The following is a 24,656-nucleotide window of genomic DNA, read 5'->3' on the forward strand; positions in this document are numbered from 1 at the left end:
ATAAAATGACAAGTAAAGAAGAAATTATAGCAAAGATATTTAAGGCCTTATCACATCCCGTTAGAATCAGAATTGTAAAACTTTTGTTAGACGAACCTAAGTATGTTTGTGAACTGCAGGAAATGGTTGAGTTTAGCCAACCAAATCTTGCTCAGCATTTGAGAATACTAAAAGATGCACAAATTTTAGCACCCGAAAAGATTGGGTTAAATGTTTGTTACAAACTCAAAAATGAAAATGTAAAAAAATTATTTGAAGTTGCAAAAATACTGGCAGATTCTGTATTAGAAGAATTACAACATGTAAAGGAAGAAAATATTTAAAAGGTTATTGACAATATTTGAATATTCGAATATACTGGATGTGAAAGGAGTTGTAACATGGAAGAGAGGATTTATAAAAGAATTTCAGAATATTTCAAAGCTCTTTCTCATCCAACAAGGATAAAAATTATTGAACTTCTTGCAAAGTCAGAGATGTGCGTTTGTGAAATGATGGCAAAACTCCAATTAGACCAATCTCATATTTCAAGGCATCTTATAATTTTAAAAAGCAATGGTATGGTTGAAGACAGGAGAGAAGGAAATAGGGTTTTTTATAGAGTAGTAGACAAGAATGTAATTGAGATTGTAGAAAAAATCAAAGAAAAATTCTGAAGATAATCGAAGTAGAAGTTTCAAAATAATTTTTTATTTTTTGTTATGTATATTTGATTATTCGCATATTTAAATTATAAGAGGAACAAAAATCCATCTTTTAGTGAAATAAAGAGGTGGACCAAAACACCACTTTATACAATTGGGGTATTGTCTTTTAATCTCAATATTATCAACGTATTTAAGGTTACGTCTATTATATAGCAGTACTCTCGAGCTTTTTAGGGGCTTTAAGTTCAGCCTTTAGGTCAAGTCGATTTAAAATTGAGAATAAACAACCTTTTGAAAGGAGGTGAAAATAGTGGCTAAAAACTGGTATCCTATTATTGACAAAGAAAAATGTATCCAATGCTATCAATGTGTCAATTTTTGCCCACACGGCGTTTATGAAATTGGTCAAGATGGTTATCCTCTTGTGAAAAATCCAGATAACTGTGTTGAATTTTGTCGTGGTTGTCAAAAAGTTTGTGAGAATAATGCTATAAAATATTATGGAGATAAGGAGTGATAGGAAATGGCAAAAAAAGGACTTTTACTATGCGTTTGTCAGGGTACGTGCCCATCATTTCACAAGATGGACATTTTTGAGGTTTTAAATAGTTTAAGAAGAGAAGGAATCTTTGAATGGGTAGGTTTACATCCTCAGCTTTGTTCTGATGATGGTGAAAAATACCTTAGAGAGCTTTTAAAAGGCGCTGAAATCGACCAGCTCTACGTTGCAGGTTGTGACCCAACCATGCAAAGAAAAATGTACAGGGATGCATTTGAAGCTGTAGGCTTCCCAAAAGAAAAACATATTGGTGTAGAAATCAGAAATATGGATACACAACAAGCGATTGAGGCTATAAAAAATGCCGTAAAAGCAAACTCTTAGTTTTATTAAAATCTTTTCCCCACCATTTTAGCTCAATTCAAGAAAGTTAAAATGGTGGGGATTTCTTATTTCTTTTGACTTTGTCAATTGACAATTTAGATAGCTTGAGAGTACTATGATCGTAAATAAAAGGGCGTAAAAAGGTAAACTCCTAACTTTTCCTTTATATCTGCTCAAATATTTAAACTTTTGTTACTGAAAAAGCAAAAAATCTTTATTTTGGCTTTATAGTAAATACTGGGGTGGATAAATGGAGAAAATATAGCACTTACTTTGAATGCCTGCTATAATAAGATTGTTTTTAGGGAATAAAAGAACCCAAAAGAAACGAGGCATCCTAATACTTTGCTTTCTCCATAAGAAGCTTTACGTAGCGGTTGTATCTATCTTTGAATCTGGTGCAAAGGTTGTGAAATTTAGAGGCAACTTCATCAAATGAAGAAGAGAGCTTTATTCTATCAAGTTCTTTATTAAACTGTGAGGCATTGGCTTTGGTCATGTATTTGCGAATATTTTTCTGAAGATGAACAATGTTAATGATAAAATAAAATCATCAGAAATGACACTAAAAATTCCCCACCTGCCACTTAAAAAGAAGCCTTCTGTAGTGTAGAATGGAAAGTATGGAAAAACTACAGAAGGAGAAGATAACAAGAAAATGTTGGGGGTTGCAATGCATACAACAATCTACACACTTTTCAAACGGGGATACAACAAAAGTCAAATAGCAAGATTGTTAGACGTGGATAGAAAAACTGTTAGAAAAGTAATCCATGACATTGAACAGAAGGGAGAAGTCGAGAGGAAATCAAAAGGTTCTGTATTAGATAATTACAGGGAGTTTATTGAGGCAAAGGTTAATAAAGGACACTCAGCAAAGAAGATACATCAAGACTTGCAAGCGGAATTTGATTTTGAAGGAAGCTATTCTAATGTAAGAAGATATGTCCAAAAGTTAAAACAAAAGATAGCAAATTCAAAGGTGTACATGGTTTTAACAACACTGCCTGCAGAAGAAGCACAAGTTGATTTTGGATATATAGGTAAGATAAAAGTTGATGGAAAATTCAAAAAAGCATGGGTATTTACAATGGTTTTAAGCTATTCAAGATATATGTATGCAGAGATAGTATTCGACCAAACAGTTGAAACATTTATCCAGTGTCATAAGAACGCATTCAAGTATTTTGGAGGAGTAGTAGAAGTTGTGAAGATAGACAACTTAAAAGCAGGTGTATTGAGCGTTGATTTTTATGAGGCGCAAATACAAAAAGATTATGCAAGTTTTGCGAGCCACTATGGATTTTTACCTCAGCCATGCAGGGTGTATACACCGACTGATAAAGGCAAAGTAGAATCAGCAATTAAGTATGTTAAGCAAAACTGTTTTTCTGGAGAAGAATTTAAAGATATTGATGAGGCGAGGGAACATTTAAAAAACTGGCTTGATAATGTAGCAAATGTGAGAGTACATGGCACAACCAAGAAAGTTCCCAAAGAAGTTTTCATCTCAGAAGAGAAGGAAAAGTTAATAGCTCTTCCTATTGAGGAATATTACATATCAAGAAGTTCAATTCACAAAGTAGCTACTAACTGTCATCTCATATACAAAGGGAACTACTATTCAGTGCCATATGAGTATGCAGGACGTGAAGTAGAAGTAGTTGAGATAGGCAGTTTTTTGAGGGTGTTCTTTGAAGGTAAAGAAATAGCCCTTCATCAGATTGTCAAAAACAATGAGAAGGGCAAATACGTAACCAACAAAGAACACTATCCCTCGTCTAAGAATATAACAATTGAGGATATAATGTCAAGACAGAGGGATAAAATGGCAGAGATTGGTAATTGGGCGTTGGAGTTTTTTGAGGAATTTATTAAACGGGAAGGATTTAAAAAATATGATTACAGGAGCATAAGTGGGATAATAGCACTAAAAGAAAGATATGGAGCTGAGACAGTAGACAATGCGTGTAAGAGGGCTTTAAAATTTGGAGGGCTAAGCTACAAAGTTGTCAAGAACATATGTGAAAAAGGGATAAGCGATTTACCTGAGTATGAAGACGAGAGCTATGTTAATGAGGAAAGAACAGAGCTTTACAGGGATATCAGGGAATATAACAAATTGCTTGAGATAGGGGAATTGCAAATATGAATGATCTTTTGTTGGGGAAGCTAAAGGATTTGAAATTATCCGGGATAATAAAAAGTTTTGATTTAAGAGTAGAAGAAGCTATTAAGAATAATTTTTCGTATCAAGAGTTTTTTGAGATATTGATAAATGATGAAGTGAGTAACAGGAGAATAAACAGTAATCAAAAGAGGATAAGCAAAGCGAGGTTTCCATGGCACAAGACATTAGAAGAATATAATTTTAATTATCAGCCTTCAATAAATAAGAGGTTTATATACAATTTGGCGACCTGTGAATTTGTCCGCAAGAAAGAGAATGTGGCCTTCATAGGACCGCCAGGGACAGGGAAGACACATCTTGCAATAGCGATAGGACTTAAAGCTGTAGCACTTGGATATAGAGTTTTGTTTACCACAGCAAATGAGATGTTAGAAGAGTTGTATATTTCAAGAGCGGATAATTCGTATCAACAAAAGCTAAAAAACTATGTTAATGTGGATTTGTTAATAATAGATGAGCTGGGCTTAAGGAAATTTAATCAAAGCAGTGTAGATGATTTTTATGAGATAATATCAAAGAGATATGAGAGAGGATCGATAATAATAACCACAAACAAAGTATTTGAAGAGTGGCCGAGGATATTTTATGATCCAGTTTTAGCGACAGCGATTTTAGATAGATTTGTACATCACTGTCATTTTGTGGTTATCAAAGGTGAAAGTTATAGGATGAAGCAAAGGGAGGGTGCTATCAAAGCTTTAACAGATGATTCCAAGAATGAGTCAAATTAGTTAAATAATGATAATTAAATTTTTTTTAAAACAGGTGGGGAAAAAATATTATCAAAAGTGGGGAAAAGGTATTGACAATAACATGAACAAAGCAGAGCTGGTGGTCAGCATGTGGATATACGGCTTTAAATGTTTCAATTATTCCCGGAAAATCATCGCTAACAATTATTAAAAACTCTCTTTTTAGCCCACGATTTATCAGGTCTTCAAAAACTTTGTTTTAAGTTGGCTCTGTTTTTCTTGCCAAAGAAGGTGTAAAGGCCAAAGATGTCTTTTTTACCTTCCATGTCGATGCCAAGAACTATATAACATGCAGCTTTTTTAACTTTTGAACCATCTTTAATTTCGCGGTGGTAGGCCTCAATTATTAATGCAAAGGCTGCTTCGGGTAATTCTCTTTGCTTGAAAAGCTCTAACTTGCTTTTGAGCTCATCTTTAATTTTATTTAGTTCTTCATAAGAAGTAAAGCAGGTTAAGGCTTTTGTGAGTATTGAAAAGAGAAAATTCTGAATAACCGTTGACAACAATGGACATAGTTTTGAGAGAGGATGTGGGGTCTGAAATCGCAAGTAGAAGTTCTTGGGAAGAATATTTTAAGGTTACCCATATAGGTGTGGCGAGTTTTCTATCATAAAAACCGCTGAGCTTGTCATCTTCGTTTTTAAGAAGATAGATTTGGCACTGAGGCAGCATAAGCTAGTTAAGTAATCTTCCAGCAATTTTCAAAAAAGGGCTGTGATGGTGTTAAAGCTTAGCAATACTGATTTAATACTTTTTCAACAGCAATATTTCTGAACATTTCATAATATGTTTTTTCATCCATAATTACCAGCCACTTGTGATTTTATTATACACTAGACACAATTTTATTTTAACATCCGTAATTATTAACTTTTTTTATTATGACATCTTAAATTTAAATCAAGCAAATTATTGATAGAATTAGAATTAAGCACTTTATCAGATGCCTCTTGTTTAGATGTTTTTGGTTGGGATAATAATGTTTTAGCATGGCAGGCATCTGAGTAAAGTGCTTTTTTTATTTCTAAAAAAAATATTGGAATTAACCATTCCAACATTTATTATAGAATTTTTTTAAAATTTTCTTGAAAAATTGAGGAGAATAAAATATAATTTTTAGTAGGCATATATATGCTTAATACATATATATGAAGAAATTTAATTTAAAATAAAGAATAAGGTGGTGAGAAAAGTGTGCGGGCACGAAGGTCATGATGGTAAAAAAAGCTGCCATTGCCCCGGTTTTAAATTGGAAAGGTTTATACAGCCGTGTCTTCTTTTGCTTTTATACGAAAAGCCGTCGCACGGCTATGAATTAATGGAGAGGCTTTCGGATTTTGGGTTCAACGAGTGTATAGATCCAGGAGCGATTTACAGGAATTTGAGAAAGATGGAGGAAGAGGGGCTTATAAAATCCGAATGGGATACACAGGGAAAAGGCCCTGCAAAAAGACTTTACGAATTGACCGAAGAAGGGAAGGAAGCTCTTTACAACTGGGCCGAACATGTCAAAAGGCAGATAAAAAGAATGGAGTATTTTTTGAAGCGTTACGGCGAAAATTTCGGTGAAGGAAGGTGAAATTTTGTTTACCCTTATTTTGTATATTATCTCTATAGCTTTTCTTATCGTTTCCCTTTATAAGGACAAAAAAAAGACCAAGATGGCCCTTATGAAATCTTGGAAATCCTTTGAAAACATTCTACCTGCTTTTGCGGGTGTGCTGGCTTTAATAGGATTGGTTTTAACGATATTGACTCCGGAGATTATATCAAAAATTATAGGAGCAAATACCGGATTTTTGGGAATGTTTATAACATCAATCATAGGGTCAATTACCCTCATCCCCGGCTTTGTAGCCTTTCCTTTGGCAGCATCTTTGATTCAAAGGGGTGCGGGGGTAATGCAGATAGCCGTATTTATATCAACCCTTATGATGGTAGGCTTTGTTACCTTACCCCTTGAAATAAGCTATTTTGGAAAGAGGGTGGCCATTTTGAGGAATGCGTTAAGCTATATATTTTCCTTTATAGTAGCCTTGATAATAGGAATGGTGGTAAGATGAAGTTTTTTAAAAGGTATGTGCTTTTTATTTTAATTATCCTTTTGGATGTAATAATCTTATTCGTAAATAAACAACTCGGAATCAAAATTTTTATAAATACTACGTCCAACTTCCTCAATATGCTTGGCGTAATACCGCCTATATTTTTGCTCCTGGGGCTTCTAGATACATGGGTGCCCAGGGAGACCATTATAAAGTACCTTGGAGAGAAGTCAGGGATTAAAGGGGTATTGCTCAGCATATTTTTAGGTTCTGCTGCAGCGGGGCCCCTTTACGGCGCCTTTCCGGTAGCTGAGGTAATGATAAAAAAAGGTGCCAAGTTTTCAAATATATTGATATTTCTCGGGGCGTGGTCTACCCTGAAAATTCCTATGTTTTTGTTTGAAATGACTTCCCTCGGCACTAAATTCGCCATCACCAGATGGATTGTGGATGTGATAGGCATAATATTAATTGCTGTTTTGACTGATAAATTGATAAATAGTGAAGAAAAGCAGAGGATTTACAGTAGGAAATTATGGTCTTAATATATTATTTTAAAGTATTTTTCGAAGTACAAGGTTTTAATAATAGACGAGATAGGATATTTACCTATAGGCAATGATGCAGCAAATTTGTTTTTTCAACTAATATCAGAAAGAATACGAAAAGAGCAGTACAATAATAACAACAAACGTTGTATTTTCAGAATGGGAGGAGATATTTGGTGGAGCGAGTATAGCAAATGCAATTTGGGATAGGCTGCTCCATCATTCTAATGTAATATCAATAAAGGGACCATCGTATAGATTACAGTCAAAAACAGCTTACTCTAGCAGTTCAAACCAGCAAAACTAAGTTAATTTCTTGTACATTATTATTTTCGATTTTTTGTTCATTTTGATATTCACATTTACAATGATTAGGATAGGTTGAAGATTATATAGATTATTACAACACGAAGAGGTATCAGAAAGCAATTAAAATGCATGTCACCATTGGAGTATCGCAACCATCTTCTTGGTATATCAAGATAATAAAGGTAGCACCAACCTCTGTGCTTGGTGCTACCTGAAAAAATTTTTATTATTTTCTCTGTCTACTTGACAGGGGGCAGTTCACTTTCCTGACAGCCTCAAGTTTGCTACTCAAACAGGGCGTCAATAAACTCTCTTGGATTAAATTCTTGGAGGTCGTCTATCTTTTCACCAACACCAATGAATTTCACAGGAATTTTTAGCTCATCACAGATAGAAACAACAATTCCACCTTTTGCTGTACCATCAAGCTTGGTAAGAACAATTCCTGAAATGTTTACTGCTTGGTTAAATTCCTTTGCTTGAATGAGTCCATTTTGACCAGTTGTTGCGTCAATCACAAGCAAGGTTTCTTTCTCAGCCTCTGGCATTTGCTGATTTATCACACGGTCAATTTTTTTAAGCTCTTCAATCAGGTTTTTCTTTGTATGAAGTCTTCCTGCTGTGTCAACAATTAGAACATCAGCCTTTCTTGCTCTCATTGCTTGAATGCCGTCAAACACAACTGCTGCAGGGTCAGCACCCTCAACGTGTTTTATAATATCGCACCCAACTCTCTTTGCCCAAACCTCAAGTTGGTCGATTGCAGCTGCTCTGAATGTATCTGCTGCTGCAATGATAACCTTTTTCCCATTTGATTTTAAAAGGTTTGCAATCTTGCCAATTGAGGTTGTCTTCCCAACTCCATTTACGCCCACCATGAGAATTATCAAAGGATACTTCTCTTTTAATTTGTTGGGTAGGTTTATGAGATTGAACATCTCTTCTTTTAAAAGATCTTTAACAGCTTGGCTATCTGAAATCTTGTTCATTTTAACTTTTTCTTTGAGGTTTTCTATAATCTTTTGAGATGTTTTTACACCAACATCAGACAGTACTAAAACCTCTTCAAGCTCATCAAATAACTCATCATCCACCTGTTTGAATGCTTTTAACAAATTTTCAACCCTTTCAGTAAAGTTCTTTTTTGTCTTTGAAAGTCCTTCTTTTAATCTGTCAAAAAACCCCATTTCTCATCATCCTTTCTGTATTTTTTCTAATTTGAGTGACAACACCTTTGACACACCTTGCTCTTCCATTGTAACACCATAGAGTATATCTGCAATCTCCATAGTAGGTTTTCTATGAGTGACAATTATAATCTGGCTCTGATTATTTAGATTTTTAAGAAACTGGGCAAATCTCTGAACATTTGCCTCGTCTAAGCTTGAGTCAATCTCATCTAATATACACAAAAGAGAACCTTTGAACATTAAAAATGCGAACAGAAGAGCTATTGCAGTTAAGGCCTTCTCTCCTCCAGAAAGAAGGTTTATATTTTGAAGCTTTTTGCCAGGTGGTTTTACATCAATGTCAACACCAAACTCCTCCTCACTTTGGATTAGTTTTAAGTCGCAGCTACCACCATTGAATAGTTCTTTAAAAATCTCTGAAAACAAGAACTTTATTTTTTCAAAATTCTCCAAGAATATATTTTTCATATTCTTATCAAGCTCATTTATAAGGTTTTTTAGCTCTTTGCTTGTCTTTTCTAAATCTTCAATTTGCCTTTCCAAAAACTCCACTCTTTCATTCAGTCTCTTTTCTTGCTCTATTGAATAAAGGTTGACTGGCCCAAGCTGTTCAATAGCTGAAGAGAGATTTACAATCTCTTCTTCTTTTTTTACTGACCACTCAATTTCCCCATCTGGCAAATTTATCTCTTCTTTGAAAAGATCAAAATATTTTTCTTTTATGGTCCCAATTTGATTCTCTAAGTTGTTTTTTTCAATAATAAGGCTATTTACTCTTCGCTCTATACTTTGAATTTCTTCGGATATTTTATTTGCCATCTCGGCTTCTTTAGTGCACACAAAAGCCAAGTTTGAGTGTTCTTTTTCCATTTTCTCAATCTCATCTTTTAGTTTGTCAAGATGATTCTTTTGGACCTCAACCACATGCGAAACTTCACTAATTTGCCCCTCAAGCTCTTTTATCTCTTGATCACACTTTAACTTCTGTTCTTGTTTTTTTGTCTTTTGATCTTCTAAATTTTTTAAGCTTTGCTGTGCACTTTCGAGCTTATGCTTAAAAATAGAAATCTCTGCTTCAATCTGATTTTTTTCTTCTAAAAGTCTCCTGTACTCATTGTCAAACAAGTTGTGATCTTCTTTTAATTTTCTAAGCCTTGACTTTAAATCCGAGGCCATTCTTTCAATCTCTGCTTTTGAATCTTCTAAGATTTGTATGTTTTTTCTGGTAATCTCAATGTCGCTCTGTAGGTTAGTTGTCTGATCATTTATAACCTTTTTTTCATTTTCTAAAGACCCTCTTTTTTGAATTAGCTGCTCTTTTTTATATTCACACATCTCAATCTCTTTTTCCATACCATCAATCTCGGAAATTAAATCCTTAATTTTATCATCTATTGATTCTTTTTTCTGATTCAAATTATATACTTCTTGACTCTTTTCTAAAATCTGCTTTTCCAAGCTATCGAGTTCAGATGTCAAATTTAAAACTTGAGTTTCTAACTCATCTTTTTCAACTTTTCTTTCAAGCAAAGAAAAGTCAGCTTTTTTTTCACCGCCAACGAAAATTCCACCAGGGTTTATAAGTTCACCAGAAAGAGTTACACATCGTGATCTATATGAAGTTTTTCTTTGATACTCTATAGCATTGTCAATAGTATCAAACACAAGCGTTCGTCCAACCAATAGCTCTATAACCTTCCTAAATTCCTCTTTTGCTTCTACAAATTCATCTGCAAACCCAAGGAAGCCTTCTGCTTTCACATCTTCTTTAGAAGACGAAATCACTACTGTTTCAATTGGAACAATTGTCACTTTTCCAAGCTTTTCATTTTTAGCAAGCTCAATAATACTCTTAGCGTCACTTTCATTTTTAACAACAAGATGCTGTATTGCATTGCCAAGAGCTGATTCAACAGCTTTTACATATTGCCTTTTTACATTGATTAAGCTTCCAACAGTTCCATATAAGTCTATTGGCAAGTTTTTTACCCTTTTGAATATTTCTTTTATGGTTTTACTATATCCTTCTAAATTCTCCTCCATTGCCTTTAATACATTTAGTTTCTCTTTTTTCTTTATCATCTCACTAGAAAGTTCATGTACTTTGTTTTGTACATCTAAAAGTTGTTTTTCTCTTTCCTTTATATCTTGTTTTATGTTATCAAGCTCTTTTGACAGTCTTTCCTTCTCAGCTTCCAACTTACTTTTTTGTAATTCTTTCTCTGTCTTTATCTTATCCAGTCTTTGAAGTTCATTTAAAATCTCTTTTTCTTCCTCATCTATTCTGTTTTCTCTTTCAAGCAAAGCGTTCTTGAGATGCAAAAGGCCATTTAACTTTTGATTATCTTTTTCAATCTGAGATATCTTCTCTATTAGCTCTGTTTCCTTGTTTTGAATCTCATTTTCAATCTGAAAAATCCCATCTTTTATATCTTCCAATTCTTCCAAAAGCTTGCTCTGTTTTTCGACAATCTGATTGTAAATATGATCTTTTTTAGAAAGTTTTTCTTTATAATCTGACAAAACTCTTACAATTTCGTGACCTTCTTCATCAATCTTTTTGAGGTCATTTGTTATATCCTCAAGGAGCTGAAATTTGCCTTCAAGCTGTTTTTTTAAAAATTTCAGTTTTGAAGTATTCTCAGCAAGTTCATCTTTCAGTCTACTGTAATTTTCTTTAGAACTTTCAAGTTGCTGAGTCAATAAATCAAGTTGAAGCTTCTTTTCGCTCAATCTTTTCTCAATTTCCAGTTTGCTATTTGTAAGCTTTTCAAGATCTTCTTTTAAACTTTCTATCTGTGCTTCTGTAGACTTGTAGTTCTCGCTTGCCAATTTATAGCTAAAAAGATACTTTTCTCTTTTTAAATCTGACAGCTTTCTATTCAGCTCTATGTATGCCTTTGCTTTTTCAACCTCTGGCCCTATTTCTTCAAGCTGAGATTTTAGCTCAAATATTACATCCTGAAGTCTTAAGATGTTCTCGTGAGTATTTTTTAGCTTCCTCTCAGCCTCTTCTTTTCTGTATTTGTACTTTGTAATACCACACGCCTCTTCAAATATTTTATATCTTTCAAATGGCCTTGCATTTATTATCTCATCAACTCTGCCCTGGGAGATAATTGAATATCCATCTTTGCCAAGACCCGAATCAAGAAAAAGCTCGTAGATGTCTTTTAACCTGCAGGCTGTCTTGTTGATAAAAAACTCGCTCTCACCGCTTCTAAAAAGCCTTCTTGTAATTACAACCTCTTCAAAATCAATAGGCAGTTTTCCATCAGAGTTGTCAAAGCATATAGAAACCTCTGCAAACCCCTGTGACCTTCTCTTTTCTGTCCCGGCAAAAATTAAATCTTCAAGTTTACTTGCACGCAAAAGTTTAAGGCTCTGCTCACCCAAAGCCCATCTAATTGCGTCAGTGATATTGCTCTTGCCACAACCGTTTGGTCCAACTATTGCAGTAATGCCTTTTTCAAACTCTATCCGTGTCTTTTCACAAAAAGATTTAAAACCATAGATTTCAAGCCATTTTATGTACATCTTTAGCTCTTCCCCCATAAAGATTAAAACAACAATTATTTTAGCAAAAATATAGGGACAATTCTATACCAGTGTTCAAAAGTCGAGTATTTTAGAGATAAAGTAAAAAAGGCAGGATTTCTAAATCCTGCCACAATAAGTAGTTCTAACTTTTGTGTTCTTCTTAAACTATCTTTAATTAAAAAGCAGGTACAACTGCACCTTTATGCTTCTTATTAATGAATTTCTTTACTTCCGGAGAATTCAACGCTTTGGCCAATTCTTTTAGTTCAGGTCTGGATTCATCACCTTTGCGAACTGCTAATACATTAACATATGGAGAATTAGCATTTTCAATAAACAACGCGTCTTTTGTTGGAACAAGTTTTGCCTCTAAAGCATAATTAGTGTTTATAACTGCTGCATCAACATCCGGTAACACTCTTGGTAAAGTGGCTGCTTCAAGTTCAACGATTTTTATTTTTTTAGGATTTTTGATAATGTCACTTACTTTGGCTTTAATACCGACATTTGGTTTTAGTTTTATTAATCCCGCTGATTGCAAAAGTAGCAAAGCTCTACCACCATTTGTAGCATCATTTGGTATAGCAATTGTGGCCCCCTGTTTTAATTGGCTAAGTTTTTTTACTTTTCGAGAATATATTCCCATTGGTTCAATATGCACTTTTGCAATATATGTTAGATTAAGACGATGTTGTTTTGAAAAATCCTCAAGATAAGGTATATGTTGGAAGAAATTAGCGTCTAACTCTTTGTCAGCCAGTTTGAGATTTGGCTGGATATAATCTGTGAACTCTACAATCTCTAATCTGATTCCCTTTTTCTCAAGAATAGGTTTTACAACATTTAAAATTTCTGCGTGAGGCACGGGTGTTGCACCAACTTTTATGGTTATTTTTTTCTTCACAGTAGTTTGTGTCTGTTTAGCAGAGGTATTTGCCTGCTTTGCGCCATACCCAACAAGTGAAACTATTAAAAGTCCAAATATTAATAATGTTATCAAAATTCTTTTCCTAATAAGTCTTTTCATAATTAAACCCCTCCTTCTACAATAAATTTTAATGTTACCTATTTCTTGATAGCCGTCGAACAAAAAAATCACCTACAAGCTGCGTCAACTGCACCATAGCAATCAAAATTGCTACAGTCCAAAGCATTATATCAATCATAAACCGCTGATACCCATACCTGACAGCCAAATCTCCTAATCCTCCACCACCTATAACACCTGCCATAGCCGAATACCCTATCAGATTTATAGCCGTAATAGTAATTCCTGAAACTATCGAAGGCAAGGCTTCAGGAATTAACACTTTTATTACAATTTGAAACGGGGAAGCCCCCATAGCCTGTGCCGCTTCAATAACACCACGGTCTACCTCTCTCAAAGCTGTTTCTGTGAGCCTGCCCATAAAAGGAATAGCTGCAACTGACAAAGGTACAATAGCCGCGGTAGTTCCAATTGATGTTCCAACTATCAGTCGGGTAAAAGGCATAAGGACTATCAAAAGAATCACAAATGGTATTGAACGAAATATATTTACAATGGTACTTAATATTTTATTTAAAATATCATTTTGAAGTATTTGCCCCTTGTCAGTCACCATAAGGAGCACACCAAGTGGTATTCCCAGCACTGTTGCTATAAGGGTCGAAATAACCACCATGTATATAGTTTGCCATGTAGAAACTAATAACAGCTGCAAAGTTTCAGACATTATCTATCACCTCCACCTCAAGCCCCAACTCCCTCAGATATCTTAAAACACCTTCAATTTCGTTATTACCTCTCAGTTCAACTATGAGAGTACCATAAGGTATACCTTGAATCTGATCAATATTCCCATAGAGCATATTGATATCCATGTCAAACTTTTTAATGATACTGCTCAAAATAGGCTCAGCAGTAACCTCACCAAAAAAGTCAATCTTGATAATTTTCCATTCCAAATGGCTACGGTGGAGGTTTCTAATTTTATCTTTTAATTCCTCTGGAAGTTCAGAAAAAGTCAAAGATCTTAAGAAATTTCGAGCAATTCTTGTCTTTGGATTTGCAAATATTTCAGTAAGTAGTCCTTGTTCAACAATTTGACCTTTTTCCATCACTGCCACTTTGTTGCAAATTTGTTTGACAACATTCATCTCGTGCGTTACCACTACAATGGTAATTCCAAACTCTTTGTTAATTTCTTTAAGAAGATTCAAAATAGACAAAGTGGTCTCCGGATCTAACGCTGAGGTTGCCTCATCACACAAGAGTACTTTTGGATTGTTAGCCAGGGCCCTGGCTATGCCTACGCGCTGTTTTTGTCCACCTGATAGCTGCGATGGATAGCTATTTGCTTTATTAGTAAGCCCAACCAATTCTAAAAGCTCTTTTACTCTACTGTCTATTGTTTTTTTGTCCAGCCCTGCAATTTCTAAAGGAAACGCTACATTCCCTTTAACTGTTCGGGATGACAAAAGGTTAAAATGTTGAAATATTATGCCTACCTTTTTTCGCATTTCTTTCAGCTCAGCAGGAGAAAGCTTTGTCATTTCAACCCCATCTATTTCTACTGATCCATAGGTAGGTTTTTCTAGCATATTTATACATCGAATAAGTGTACTTTTACCAGCACCACTGGGACCTATAATCCCAAAAATGTCACCTTTTTCTATGTTCAAATTAACATTATCTAATGCCTTGATAGCTATCCCATTTGAGTGGTATATTTTTGTAAGATTTCCAATTCTGATCAATAATCTTCCTCCTCTGAAAGTATGTTTTATAATGTCAGCTTCCCAATCAATTCTTCAGAAAAACTTTAGATACCTAAAATTATTTGCTCAATTATCAAGATCCAAGTCTATTTGAAGCATATGCGCACCATCTTCTATTCAATCTCCCACACCTCAAGCTGAAGCACATAGGACAATAGGACATTGAATTACACAATTACTTTAAATACAAGCCATAAAAATTACATTAAAAATTTATTAATATCAAACATCCTCAAAAAGAGCAGTTGATAGATATTTTTCACTTTAAATTTTTGAATTGTTGGGTATAAAGGTTAGTAAGATTTCTTGCAATTCTTGCCTTATTATTACTCCTCTTTTTTACTCCGAGTATTTTTATATGTTTAGTCAGTTGCTTTTATTTTAATATCTTAAAAAACATTTGTCAATAAATTTTAGAATAAAAAATTCCGATAATTTGCATCGAAATAGTATAGATTTATTTTGAAATACTTTCTTTTAACCTAACAACAGCTCATAATGAAATGTGCCTTTTTTCAAATGACTGTAAAACAAATAAAAAAAGCAGGTAGTTTATCTACCTGCCCACTTTAAAAAGTCTCCTTTGTTATCTTGCTTGGACTATGAACTTTATTGCCGTTCTCTCTTCTCCATCGATATTAATTTCTGAAAACGCAGGGATTACAATCAAATCAATCCCATTTGGTGCCACTTTACCTCTTGCAATTGCAATGGCTTTAACAGCCTGATTTACAGCACCTGCTCCAACTGCCTGAAGTTCTGCGCATCTTTTTTCTTTAATCACAGCAGTCAGAGCCCCTGCCACCTTCTGTGGTTTTGATGTAGCAGCAACTTTTAGAACTTCCATCCTTTCCATACCTCCTGAATATGGTGTTATGACAGCTTGTTCAACTATTCAGTTATATAATTCTACATGATTTAAAAAATTCCTTCTTGGCAAGTAGAAAATTTTTTAAATATCAATGCCCCAAAATTTTATTGTATCTTCTTATTATCATGTTTGCACAGGTATTTATAATAAGGACAATGATAATCAACAGTGTTGCCGTAGCATAAGAGTTCACTTTTGAAAGACCTTCAGAAGAAAGAATATACAAGTGCACAGCCATTGTCCTTGCCGGGCTAAATATGCTTGTTGGAAGGTTCAAAGAACTTCCTGCAGTCAAAAGCACTGCAGCAGTCTCACCTATCGCCCTTCCAACACCTAAAATTACACCTGTCAAAATACCTGGCATTGCAGGAGGTATGACCACTTTTGCAATCGTCTGCCATTTTGTGGCACCAAGGGCAAGACTGCCTTCTCTAAAGGACATAGGAACTGTTTTTAAAGCTTCTTCGGATGTCCTCACAATTGTTGGCAAAATCATTATTGACAAAGTAAGCGCACCAGACAAGATAGACCATCTAAATCCAAGAGCAATGACAAAAAAAGCAAAACCAAAAAGCCCATAGATAATTGAAGGGATTCCAGCTAATGTTTCAGTACCAAATCTAATAAGCGACAATATCTTCCCTTTTTTTGCGTATTCTGTAAGATAGATTGCAGCCAAAACACCAATTGGCGCAGCAATAATCACTGCTAAGATTGTAATGTAAATGGTACCAACTATTACAGGGAAGATTCCCCCGCTTTTTCCCATATCTTCAGGATACTCAGTGATAAACGATAATTTTATCCCTTGTATTCCATTTACTACAATGTGAAATAAAATTGCCAAAAGAATAGCAATTGTTATCAATGTAAATATTCCAATAATGGCAAACACAATACCCTGTATTATTTTATTTTTCTTTATCATCTTTCTTCACCAACTCTTCTTGCAATTACATTTGCAATTGTATTTAAAATCATGATAATCACAAAAAGTACAATACCAGTTGCAAAAAGTGCCTGAGCATGTTTTCCTGATGCATACCCCATCTCAATTGCAATATTTCCTGTGAGAGTCCTTACCTGGTCAAATATCCCTTTTGGAATCTTGGGACTGTTACCTGCAACCATAATTACTGCCATAGTCTCGCCAATTGCTCTTCCCATCCCCAATATCACTGAGGCAATTATACCTGACCTTGCAGCTGGTAAAATTACTCCTTTTATTGTCTGCCAGTGGGTTGCACCAAGTGCCAATGAACCTTCCTTATACTCCTTTGGCACAGACCTAATCGAAACTTCTGATATATTTATAATAGTTGGTAGAATCATAATTCCCAAGATTATTGATGAAGCCAAAACTGAAAAACCTGAACCGCCAAACATTTTTCTTATAAGCGGTACAATTACAACAAGCCCGTAAAAACCATACACAACAGAAGGAATACCAGCAAGAAGTTCAACAAAAGGTCGAACTGCCCTCGCAACTTTTTCGCTCACAAGCTCACCCAAAAATATTGCAGTTGCAATACCAATAGGAACTCCTATTATAATTGCCCCCAAAGTTACATACACAGAGCCAATTATCATTGGCAAAATACCAAACTTGCCACTCAAGGGTGCCCATTTTGTACCAAGAATAAAATTGAAAAGCCCGTATTCTTTGATTATTGAAAAGCCTTCTTTGAATATAAATATTGTTATCAACAAGACAGAGATGACAGAAACCACCGCAGCAAGGAGCAAAATTAACTCGATTAGGCGATTCTTTTTTGGCATCCCTTTCTTCTCCTCATTTTCAAAATTTTCTGCAAAAATCTATCTTGAATTTAATATCCAAAATCTTACTTAACTTTTATATAATGGTACTTTTCTACTATAGCCTGTCCTTTGCTACTGAGAGCAAAGTCAATAAAGTCTTTTACAAGTCCTGTTGGCTTGTTCTTTGTCAAGAATAGAAACGGCCTTTGTAGTTTGTACTTGCCGTTTTTGACATTCTCTTCTGTTGCCTCAACACCCTCAATACTTACAGCCTTGACAGTTGAGTCAACAACTCCCATCGAAATAAATCCAATTGCATTTGGGTCTTGTGAAATTGACTGCTTTACAGCACCAGTTGATGGCTGTACAACTGCAGAGTCTGTTATGCTTTCACCTTTCATAACAAGCTCTTCAAATGCACCACGTGTACCTGAACCTTCTTCACGTGTTACAACAACAATCTGTGCGTCTTTTCCACCAACATCTTTCCAATTTTTAATCTTTCCTGAATAGATATTTCTTATCTGTGACAAGGTAAGATTTTTGATTGGGTTTGAAGGATTGACAACAATTGCTATTCCATCAATTGCAATCTTGAATTCCTTTAGACCCTTTTCTTCTGGTTTTAGCTCACGCGAAGATGTTCCAATGTCAGCAACACCATCTCTTGCTGATTTTATTCCAACTCCAGAACCACCACCCTGAACCTCAATCTTTGTATCAGGATGCTTTTGCATAAACGCTTTTGCCAAATCGTCTGCCAAAGGTTGAACAGAGGTAGAACCTGCAACTGTAATTGACTTTTTAGAAGATGGGCCTTGAACAGTTGAACTTTTGCATCCAAACAGCAAAAAGCTTAGCATACTAATTATCAAAAACAGAGTAACAACTTTTTTGTTCATCTTTTCACTCCTCAATAAAAGTTTTTGTTTACAAAATATTTTTACCCTTTGTATCGATTCTTATATTTTTAATTCTATAATATCAATGTTAAATCAATTTAAAATGAACGTTAAATCTATGTTAAAAACACCTCACAGCCCTTTAATATCAATAATCACCTCTTTTTCATCAGCCAAAATTCTTATCGCATCTGGGTCTTCATATTCGTTTATGATCTTTATGGCATCTAAATTGTACCTTTCTTTTAGACGCTCAATATTTCTTTTCTTCTGCCCTACGAGTTTTGAAAAGTTTTTTGGATGTACAAAAATTTTAAGATCCTTTATGTTTTCCTCTACCAGGACTTTTGTCACCCTTCTAAATATTATTTCTGAATCAACAAGTTCACCAAATGAAGGATGAAATGGACCTGCAACCACCTTAGCGTTATAATTTATCTCTTCTGTTGGCTGAAGGCCTACCCTTATGACCTTCACATTATTGTCTATAAAGATTTCTTTTATTTGACTACTAATTAAAACTGCTTCCTCCAAAGACAAAGGTTGATACTCACCTTTTTTATACATCTCAGCAAGATACGTGTCCTCGATAACTAAGGTAGGGTAAATTCTTGCAATGTTGGGCTGATAATTGCATAAAATCTCAGCACTTTTTATATCTTTCTCAAGAGTTGAGCTTGGAAGACCTACCATAAGCTGCACACCTAACAAAAAATCAAATGATTTTATAAGTTCTATTGCCTTAACTGAATCTTTTGCAGTGTGCCCTCTTTTTGAGGCTTCTAAAACATCATCAAACATACTCTGTATACCAAGCTCTATTGTTTTTACATTGTAATCTTTTAAAAATCCCAAAATTTCTTTATCTATACAATCTGGTCTTGTGGAAATTCGAATACTTTTTATCTTTTCGAAGCTTTTTGCAAGCTCAAGAAGTTTTTGCTGCATTTTGATATCAATAGCCGTAAAATTCCCTCCATAATATGCAAGTTCTACATCTTCACCTTTATTTTTGCTAAGTCCCTCTTCAATCTGACGTTTTATTCTCTGCACAGTCACATCCTCTTTTTCACCTGAGATTATTTTCTGGTTGCAAAATATACACTTAAAAGGGCAGCCATATTGAGGAATAAAAATAGGAAGAATCCTGCACTTCAATCTTCTATCACTCCCAGCTTTTTAAGTGCATTTAAAGCTGCCTCTTGCTGCGCTTCCTTCTTGCTATTTCCATACCCTTCTGAAATTTTATTTTTTCCAATGTAGAGCTCTGACTTGAACCTTGATAAATTATTTTCAAGGTTTTCATAATCTATATATTTAATCTCAATATTTTTCTCTCTCTGAATAAATTCTTGAAGCTTTGTTTTGTAATCATAAAAGAGTTTTCCCTCAGCAGCCTTTTTAATAAACGGTTCTATAAGATTTATGACTATTTTTTCAGCCATCTCAAATCCTGATTCCAGAAAAATACCACCAAATATTGCCTCAAGCACATCCGACCAAATTGATTTGTTATTCTCAAAACCTTCTTTTTTTTCATTCTTTCCAAATACAATATACCTTTTCAGATTCAGCGTTTCAGCAACCTTTGAGAGTGTCTCACTGCACACAATTGTTGCGCGAAGATTTGTAAGCTCACCTTCTGAAAGCTGTGGAAAATGTTCAAAAAGGTATTTGCTCACAACAAGTTCTAACACTGCATCACCCAAAAACTCAAGCCTTTCATAGCAATATATAGCATCGTGAGTTGCTGATTTGTGAGTAAGTGCAAGCTTTAATAAACTCGGATTTTTAAACCTATAACCAAGTTTTTTCTCTATATCTGTCATTTCCGTACCTCTCATTGCTGTATTTCTCCTATCTTACACAAAATACTCAAAACACTCAAAAAATATAAATGCCCCAACTACTCGAGTACTCAATTGGGGCATTTAATATCAGTCTTCATATCTTTTTAAAACAAGCACTGCGTTGTGTCCACCAAATCCAAATGAATTTGTCATTGCATACTTGATACTTCTCTCTTTCCCTTGGTTTACTGTATAGTCCAAATCACACTCTTCATCTTTTGTAGCATAGTTTATAGTTGGTGGAACAAACTGGTTATAAACTGACAAAGCTGTAATGAGCGCCTCAACAGCACCTGCTCCACCAAGCCAGTGCCCTGTCATAGACTTTGTTGAACTAATTGAAAGCTTGTATGCATGCTCCCCAAACACCTTTTTGATTGCAAGCGTTTCAAACTTGTCGTTGTATGGTGTGGATGTACCATGTGCGTTTATATAATCAATCTCCTGAGGTTCAATTCCCGCATCCTTTATTGCTTTTTGCATTGCAAGCATAGGACCTTCGCCTTCTGGGTCAGGTGCTGTTATATGATATGCATCATCTGAAGCACCATATCCAACAACCTCAGCATAAATCTTAGCTCCACGCTTTTTGGCATGCTCAAGTTCTTCTAAAATTAGTATTGCTGAACCTTCGCCCATTACAAACCCGTCTCTATCCTTGTCAAAAGGTCTGCAGGCAGTTTGCGGGTCAGGATTTGTTGACATTGCCTTCATAGCACAAAATCCAGCAAACGAAAGCGGAGTTATTGCTGCTTCAGCTCCCCCTGTGATGATAATATCAGCATCTTCGCGCTGAATCATCTTAAACGCCTCACCAATTGCATGAGCAGATGATGCACATGCTGTTACAATTGTTTCATTAATTCCTTTAAAACCATAAGTTATGGCAATATGTCCTGCAGCAATGTTAGCTATCATCATTGGAACAAAGAATGGACTTACCCTTGAGGGTCCTTTTTCTCTCAAAATGTTTGCCTGCTCTTCTAATGTTTCAATTCCACCAATTCCACTTCCAATCACAACCCCAACTTTTGTCTTGTCGATATCTTCCAAGTTCAATTTGCTATCCTCAATAGCAAGCTTTGTTGCTGCCAAAGCAAAGTGTGTGAACCTATCCATTCTCCTTGCTTCTTTTTTATCTATGTAATTTGTTGGATCAAAGTCAACAATCTCTGCTGCAACCTTTGTTGGGTAGTTTGAAACGTCAAACTTTTCCACAACTTTGATACCATTTTTCCCAGATTTTATTGCATTCCAGAATGTATCTATATCAAACCCTAAGGAGGATATAACACCAAGGCCAGTTATAACAATTCTTCTTTTCAATGTAAGCAACCTCCTAAATTTTAAAGTTGAATACTTTACCCCTGCTTTTTTTTTAAAGCCAAAGCAGGGGCAAGTACTTTCTTATTGATGCTCTTCAATATATTTCACTGCATCGGCAACTGTTCTAATCTTTTCTGCATCTTCATCTGGAATTTCAATGTTGAATTCCTCTTCAAGCTCCATGATAAGTTCAACAATATCCAATGAGTCTGCTCCAAGGTCGTCTAAAAATGATGATTCAGGTGTGATTCTGTCCTCTTCAATGTCAAGTTTGTCAGCTATAATCTTCTTCACCTTTTCAAAGATTTCACTGTTCACAAAAAACACCTCCAAAAATTTTGGATTTTAAAATAATGCTCACTATAAGAATATTATTACATAATCATCCCACCGTCAACAACAATAACCTGCCCGGTAATATACGACGACAAACTTGATGCCAAAAACAGGGCTACATTTGCAACCTCGTCAGCCTCACCAAACCGACCAAGTGGGATGGAAGAAAGCATCATTTCTTTTACCTTGTCACTCAAAACCTCTGTCATGTCAGTCTTTATAAACCCAGGAGCAATTGCATTTACTCTGATATTGCGAGAAGCAAGCTCTTTTGCAAGCGACTTTGTAAGACCTATTATACCAGCCTTAGACGCAGCATAATTTGCTTGCCCCACATTTCCCATAATCCCCACAACCGATGAAATATTTATTATATTCCCTTCTCTTTGCTTTATCATAATCTTTGATGCTGCTTTTGCACACAAGAACGCCCCTTTTAGGTTAATAGCAATTACCTTGTCAAAGTCTTCCTCGTTCATTCTAAGAACCAAGCCATCTTTGGTAATGCCAGCATTGTTCACAAGAATGTCAAGTCTTCCGAACTCTTTTTCTATTTGTGAAAACATAGCATTTACTTCTTCTGAGTTTGAGACATCACACTTTATTATAAGTGCCCTGACTCCAAGTTTTTCTATCTCATCTTTTAGGCTTTGTGCCTGGGATTGGCTTGATGAATAGTTGATTATAACATTTGCACCATTATGGGCAAACTTTAAAGCTATCGCCCTTCCAATACCTCTTGAAGCACCTGTTATTAGGGCTATTTTATCTTTTAAAAGCTGCATACCCTAATTTCCTCCTACTTCAAAATCTACTTTTTGCTATTATAGATTTTTAACATCTTCCACCTTGTTTATGTTGACAATCTTCAAATCCTTTTTTATTTTCTTAACAAGTCCACTCAAAACATTCCCTGGACCTATTTCAACAAAGGTGTCAAATCCCTCTTCAATCAGCTTATTAACACATCCCAAAAAATTGACTGTTGTATACACCTGTCTTTCAAGAAGGTCTACAATGTTGTCTTTTGACAGATACTCTGCTGTAACATTTGACAAAACAGGAATTTGAGGCTCTTTAATATCAATCTCCAAAAGGTGCTTTTTTAGTTTTTCTCCAGCTCCTTTAATTAAACTGCAGTGAAACGGAGCTGAGACATTGAGCTCGACACACCTCTTTGCTCCCTTTTGTTTTGCTATCTCCATTGCAAAGTACACAGCCGCTTTATGCCCAGAGATGACAGTCTGGTCAGGTGAGTTTATATTTGAAATCTCAACAGTGCCTTTGCTACTTGCTTCTTGACAAACCTCTTTTACAGCATCTATTGAGAGCCCAATCACTGCTGCCATTGTGCCAATTCCTTCTGGTACTTCATTTTGCATGTACTCGCCCCTTTTTGAAACAAGCCACACTGCTGTCTTAAACTCAATACTTCCTGCAGCAACCAACGCTGAGTACTCGCCCAAGCTCTGACCAAAAGCAGCATCTGGTTTTATTTTGTCTTTCACAGCTTCATATATTGCAATTGAAGTTGTCAAAATTGCTGGCTGTGTCATCTTTGTAAGTTTTAGTTCTTCCTCTGGTCCATTGAATATAATGTTCTTCAAATCAAAGCCAAGCGCTTCATTTGCCAAATCAAAAATCTTCTTTGACTCATCAAAGTTTTGATAAAAGTCAAGTCCCATTCCAACAAACTGTGCACCTTGCCCAGGAAACATTACCGCAACCTTTCCCATTTGCTTTTTACACCTTTCCTTTCTATACCCATTTAATAACAGTAGATGCCCATGTCAAGCCACCGCCAAATCCAACCAAAACAACCTTATCGCCTTTTTTTATCTTTCCCTCTTCTACCGCTTCGTCAAGAGCGATAGGAATTGATGCTGCAGAAGTATTGCCATACTTGTGAAGGTTTACAAAGACCTTTTCCATAGGTATTTTTAATCTCTTTGCAGCACTTTCTATTATTCTTATATTTGCCTGATGTGGAATAAAAACATCTATATCAGATGAGCTGAGTCCCACCTTCTCTAAAACCTTTTCCACTGCATATGGCATAATCTTAACTGCAAATTTATAGACTTCATTACCTTCCATATAGATTTTTCTAAAGTTTGGATTTTCTTTTACCTGTGAATAAGTCACATCACTCAGTCCAAACGCATGACAGTGAAGCAAAAGCCCGTTTTCTCCATCGCTTCCAAGCTCAAATCCCAAAATACCTTGCTCATCACTGCTACTCAAAATTGCAGCACCAGCTCCATCGCCAAACAAAACACATGTTGACCTGTCAGACCAGTTTGTTATTTTTGAAAGTGCTTCTGCTCCTATCACAAGCGCGTTTTTGCAAAACCCGTTTTGGATAAACTGTGTTGCAATTGCCATCGCATAGATAAAACCAGAACACGCAGCTGAAATGTCAAAAGCAAACGCATTTTTAAGTTTTAGCTCCTTTTGAACAAGGCAAGCTGTTGAAGGAAAGAACATCTCAGGTGTGACAGTTGCAACAATCACAAGGTCAATGTCATCTGGTAAAATACTTGCTTTGTCCATTGCATTTTTGGCAGCTCTCACCGCCAAATCGGTCGTGGAAGTTGTGCCATCAACAATCCTTCGCTCTTTTATACCTGTTCTTTGAGTTATCCATTCATCTGAAGTGTCAACCATCTTCTCTAAGTCATAATTGGTAAGGATTCTGTCTGGAACATATCTTCCGGTTGAGAGAATCTTGACATTTTGAGCCAT

Annotated in this window: 26 protein-coding genes and 3 pseudogenes; 11 read left to right on the plus strand and 18 right to left on the minus strand. The window is 35.4% G+C overall.

Features of this window, described 5'->3' with window-relative positions:
• Positions 1 to 5: 5 nt before the first annotated feature.
• The 4 genes from ELD05_RS08280 to ELD05_RS08295 all read left to right on the plus strand — a co-directional run bounded on the left by ELD05_RS08280 (position 6) and on the right by ELD05_RS08295 (position 1,530).
• Positions 6 to 323, plus strand: a complete 318-nt coding sequence (locus ELD05_RS08280; RefSeq protein ID WP_127352057.1) for an ArsR/SmtB family transcription factor — start codon at positions 6 to 8, stop codon at positions 321 to 323.
• Between the two features lie 57 nt (positions 324 to 380).
• Positions 381 to 656, plus strand: a complete 276-nt coding sequence (locus ELD05_RS08285) for an ArsR/SmtB family transcription factor (protein ID WP_127352058.1) — start codon at positions 381 to 383, stop codon at positions 654 to 656.
• Positions 657 to 957: 301 nt separating this feature from the next.
• Positions 958 to 1,164, plus strand: coding sequence for a 4Fe-4S dicluster domain-containing protein (locus tag ELD05_RS08290; RefSeq protein ID WP_127352059.1), 207 nt, complete (start codon positions 958 to 960; stop codon positions 1,162 to 1,164).
• Positions 1,165 to 1,170: 6 nt separating this feature from the next.
• Positions 1,171 to 1,530 (plus strand): heterodisulfide reductase subunit A-like protein, encoded by a 360-nt coding sequence (locus ELD05_RS08295; protein ID WP_127352060.1) that lies wholly within the window; start codon positions 1,171 to 1,173, stop codon positions 1,528 to 1,530.
• A 337-nt stretch (positions 1,531 to 1,867) separates the two neighbouring features.
• On the opposite strand, the gene ELD05_RS14030 is transcribed toward ELD05_RS08295, so the two are convergent.
• On the minus strand, positions 1,868 to 2,029 hold the full coding sequence (locus ELD05_RS14030) for a hypothetical protein (protein WP_164742591.1): 162 nt from the start codon (positions 2,027 to 2,029) through the stop codon (positions 1,868 to 1,870).
• A gap of 174 nt (positions 2,030 to 2,203) precedes the next feature.
• Between ELD05_RS14030 and istA the strand changes: the two genes are divergently transcribed.
• Together istA and istB are read left to right on the plus strand one after the other, a co-directional pair.
• A complete protein-coding gene (gene istA / locus ELD05_RS08300; RefSeq protein WP_127352923.1) occupies positions 2,204 to 3,682 on the plus strand; it encodes an IS21 family transposase in 1,479 nt (492 codons plus the stop codon).
• A complete protein-coding gene (istB, locus tag ELD05_RS08305) occupies positions 3,679 to 4,452 on the plus strand; it encodes an IS21-like element ISCsa9 family helper ATPase IstB (protein WP_127351519.1) in 774 nt (257 codons plus the stop codon). The genes istA and istB overlap by 4 nt, the downstream gene beginning before the upstream one ends.
• A 79-nt stretch (positions 4,453 to 4,531) precedes the next feature.
• Here istB and ELD05_RS15020 read toward each other — a convergent pair.
• A pseudogene (locus ELD05_RS15020) lies at positions 4,532 to 5,275 on the minus strand (transposase); the annotation flags it as partial.
• A gap of 390 nt (positions 5,276 to 5,665) precedes the next feature.
• On the opposite strand from ELD05_RS15020, the gene ELD05_RS08315 reads away from it, so the two are divergent.
• From ELD05_RS08315 to ELD05_RS15025, 5 genes and pseudogenes are all read left to right on the plus strand, one after another.
• Entirely contained in the window at positions 5,666 to 6,052 is a 387-nt protein-coding gene (locus ELD05_RS08315) for a PadR family transcriptional regulator (protein ID WP_241243438.1), read from the plus strand.
• Between the two features lie 4 nt (positions 6,053 to 6,056).
• A complete protein-coding gene (locus tag ELD05_RS08320; RefSeq protein WP_127352062.1) occupies positions 6,057 to 6,536 on the plus strand; it encodes a permease in 480 nt (159 codons plus the stop codon).
• A complete protein-coding gene (locus ELD05_RS08325) occupies positions 6,533 to 7,063 on the plus strand; it encodes a permease (protein WP_127352063.1) in 531 nt (176 codons plus the stop codon). The genes ELD05_RS08320 and ELD05_RS08325 overlap by 4 nt, the downstream gene beginning before the upstream one ends.
• A gap of 9 nt (positions 7,064 to 7,072) precedes the next feature.
• Positions 7,073 to 7,373, plus strand: a pseudogene (locus ELD05_RS08330) (ATP-binding protein); the annotation flags it as partial.
• A 73-nt stretch (positions 7,374 to 7,446) separates the two neighbouring features.
• Positions 7,447 to 7,590: pseudogene (locus ELD05_RS15025) on the plus strand (IS3 family transposase); the annotation flags it as partial.
• Between the two features lie 69 nt (positions 7,591 to 7,659).
• Here the strand turns inward: ELD05_RS15025 and ftsY are convergent.
• The 16 genes from ftsY to ELD05_RS08410 form a co-directional block, all read right to left on the minus strand.
• Positions 7,660 to 8,562, minus strand: a complete 903-nt coding sequence (gene ftsY / locus ELD05_RS08335) for a signal recognition particle-docking protein FtsY (protein ID WP_127352064.1) — start codon at positions 8,560 to 8,562, stop codon at positions 7,660 to 7,662.
• Between the two features lie 6 nt (positions 8,563 to 8,568).
• A complete protein-coding gene (gene smc, locus ELD05_RS08340; protein ID WP_127352065.1) occupies positions 8,569 to 12,102 on the minus strand; it encodes a chromosome segregation protein SMC in 3,534 nt (1,177 codons plus the stop codon).
• A 178-nt stretch (positions 12,103 to 12,280) separates the two neighbouring features.
• Positions 12,281 to 13,132, minus strand: a complete 852-nt coding sequence (locus ELD05_RS08345; protein ID WP_127352066.1) for a MetQ/NlpA family ABC transporter substrate-binding protein — start codon at positions 13,130 to 13,132, stop codon at positions 12,281 to 12,283.
• A 34-nt stretch (positions 13,133 to 13,166) separates the two neighbouring features.
• Complete coding sequence (locus ELD05_RS08350; protein WP_127352067.1) at positions 13,167 to 13,820, minus strand: methionine ABC transporter permease; 654 nt, start codon at positions 13,818 to 13,820, stop codon at positions 13,167 to 13,169.
• Complete coding sequence (locus ELD05_RS08355) at positions 13,813 to 14,844, minus strand: methionine ABC transporter ATP-binding protein (protein ID WP_127352068.1); 1,032 nt, start codon at positions 14,842 to 14,844, stop codon at positions 13,813 to 13,815. Before ELD05_RS08355 ends, ELD05_RS08350 begins: the two co-directional genes overlap by 8 nt.
• Before the next feature lie 607 nt (positions 14,845 to 15,451).
• On the minus strand, positions 15,452 to 15,712 hold the full coding sequence (locus tag ELD05_RS08360; RefSeq protein ID WP_011917140.1) for a stage V sporulation protein S: 261 nt from the start codon (positions 15,710 to 15,712) through the stop codon (positions 15,452 to 15,454).
• 112 nt (positions 15,713 to 15,824) lie between these two features.
• Positions 15,825 to 16,664: a phosphate ABC transporter permease PstA gene (pstA, locus tag ELD05_RS08365; protein WP_127352069.1), complete on the minus strand. Its 840-nt coding sequence runs from the start codon at positions 16,662 to 16,664 to the stop codon at positions 15,825 to 15,827.
• Complete coding sequence (gene pstC / locus ELD05_RS08370) at positions 16,661 to 17,515, minus strand: phosphate ABC transporter permease subunit PstC (RefSeq protein ID WP_011917138.1); 855 nt, start codon at positions 17,513 to 17,515, stop codon at positions 16,661 to 16,663. Before pstC ends, pstA begins: the two co-directional genes overlap by 4 nt.
• 65 nt (positions 17,516 to 17,580) lie before the next feature.
• Positions 17,581 to 18,399 (minus strand): phosphate ABC transporter substrate-binding protein, encoded by an 819-nt coding sequence (locus tag ELD05_RS08375; RefSeq protein ID WP_127352070.1) that lies wholly within the window; start codon positions 18,397 to 18,399, stop codon positions 17,581 to 17,583.
• A 132-nt stretch (positions 18,400 to 18,531) separates the two neighbouring features.
• The gene (locus tag ELD05_RS08380) at positions 18,532 to 19,557 is read right to left on the minus strand and encodes an elongator complex protein 3 (RefSeq protein WP_127352071.1); all 1,026 of its coding nucleotides are present in this window, start codon (positions 19,555 to 19,557) and stop codon (positions 18,532 to 18,534) included.
• Positions 19,554 to 20,228 (minus strand): ribonuclease III, encoded by a 675-nt coding sequence (rnc, locus tag ELD05_RS08385; RefSeq protein WP_127352072.1) that lies wholly within the window; start codon positions 20,226 to 20,228, stop codon positions 19,554 to 19,556. The genes ELD05_RS08380 and rnc overlap by 4 nt, the downstream gene beginning before the upstream one ends.
• A 108-nt stretch (positions 20,229 to 20,336) precedes the next feature.
• A complete protein-coding gene (fabF, locus tag ELD05_RS08390) occupies positions 20,337 to 21,575 on the minus strand; it encodes a beta-ketoacyl-ACP synthase II (RefSeq protein WP_127352073.1) in 1,239 nt (412 codons plus the stop codon).
• An 81-nt stretch (positions 21,576 to 21,656) separates the two neighbouring features.
• Positions 21,657 to 21,893 carry an acyl carrier protein gene (acpP, locus tag ELD05_RS08395; protein ID WP_127352074.1) on the minus strand — a complete coding sequence of 79 codons (237 nt, stop codon included), beginning with the start codon at positions 21,891 to 21,893 and terminating at the stop codon, positions 21,657 to 21,659.
• Between the two features lie 56 nt (positions 21,894 to 21,949).
• Complete coding sequence (fabG, locus tag ELD05_RS08400; RefSeq protein WP_127352075.1) at positions 21,950 to 22,696, minus strand: 3-oxoacyl-[acyl-carrier-protein] reductase; 747 nt, start codon at positions 22,694 to 22,696, stop codon at positions 21,950 to 21,952.
• Between the two features lie 39 nt (positions 22,697 to 22,735).
• Positions 22,736 to 23,647, minus strand: coding sequence for an ACP S-malonyltransferase (gene fabD / locus ELD05_RS08405; protein ID WP_127352076.1), 912 nt, complete (start codon positions 23,645 to 23,647; stop codon positions 22,736 to 22,738).
• A 22-nt stretch (positions 23,648 to 23,669) separates the two neighbouring features.
• Complete coding sequence (locus ELD05_RS08410) at positions 23,670 to 24,656, minus strand: beta-ketoacyl-ACP synthase III (RefSeq protein WP_127352077.1); 987 nt, start codon at positions 24,654 to 24,656, stop codon at positions 23,670 to 23,672.

The organism is Caldicellulosiruptor changbaiensis, from assembly GCF_003999255.1.
GTDB lineage: Bacteria > Bacillota > Thermoanaerobacteria > Caldicellulosiruptorales > Caldicellulosiruptoraceae > Caldicellulosiruptor > Caldicellulosiruptor changbaiensis.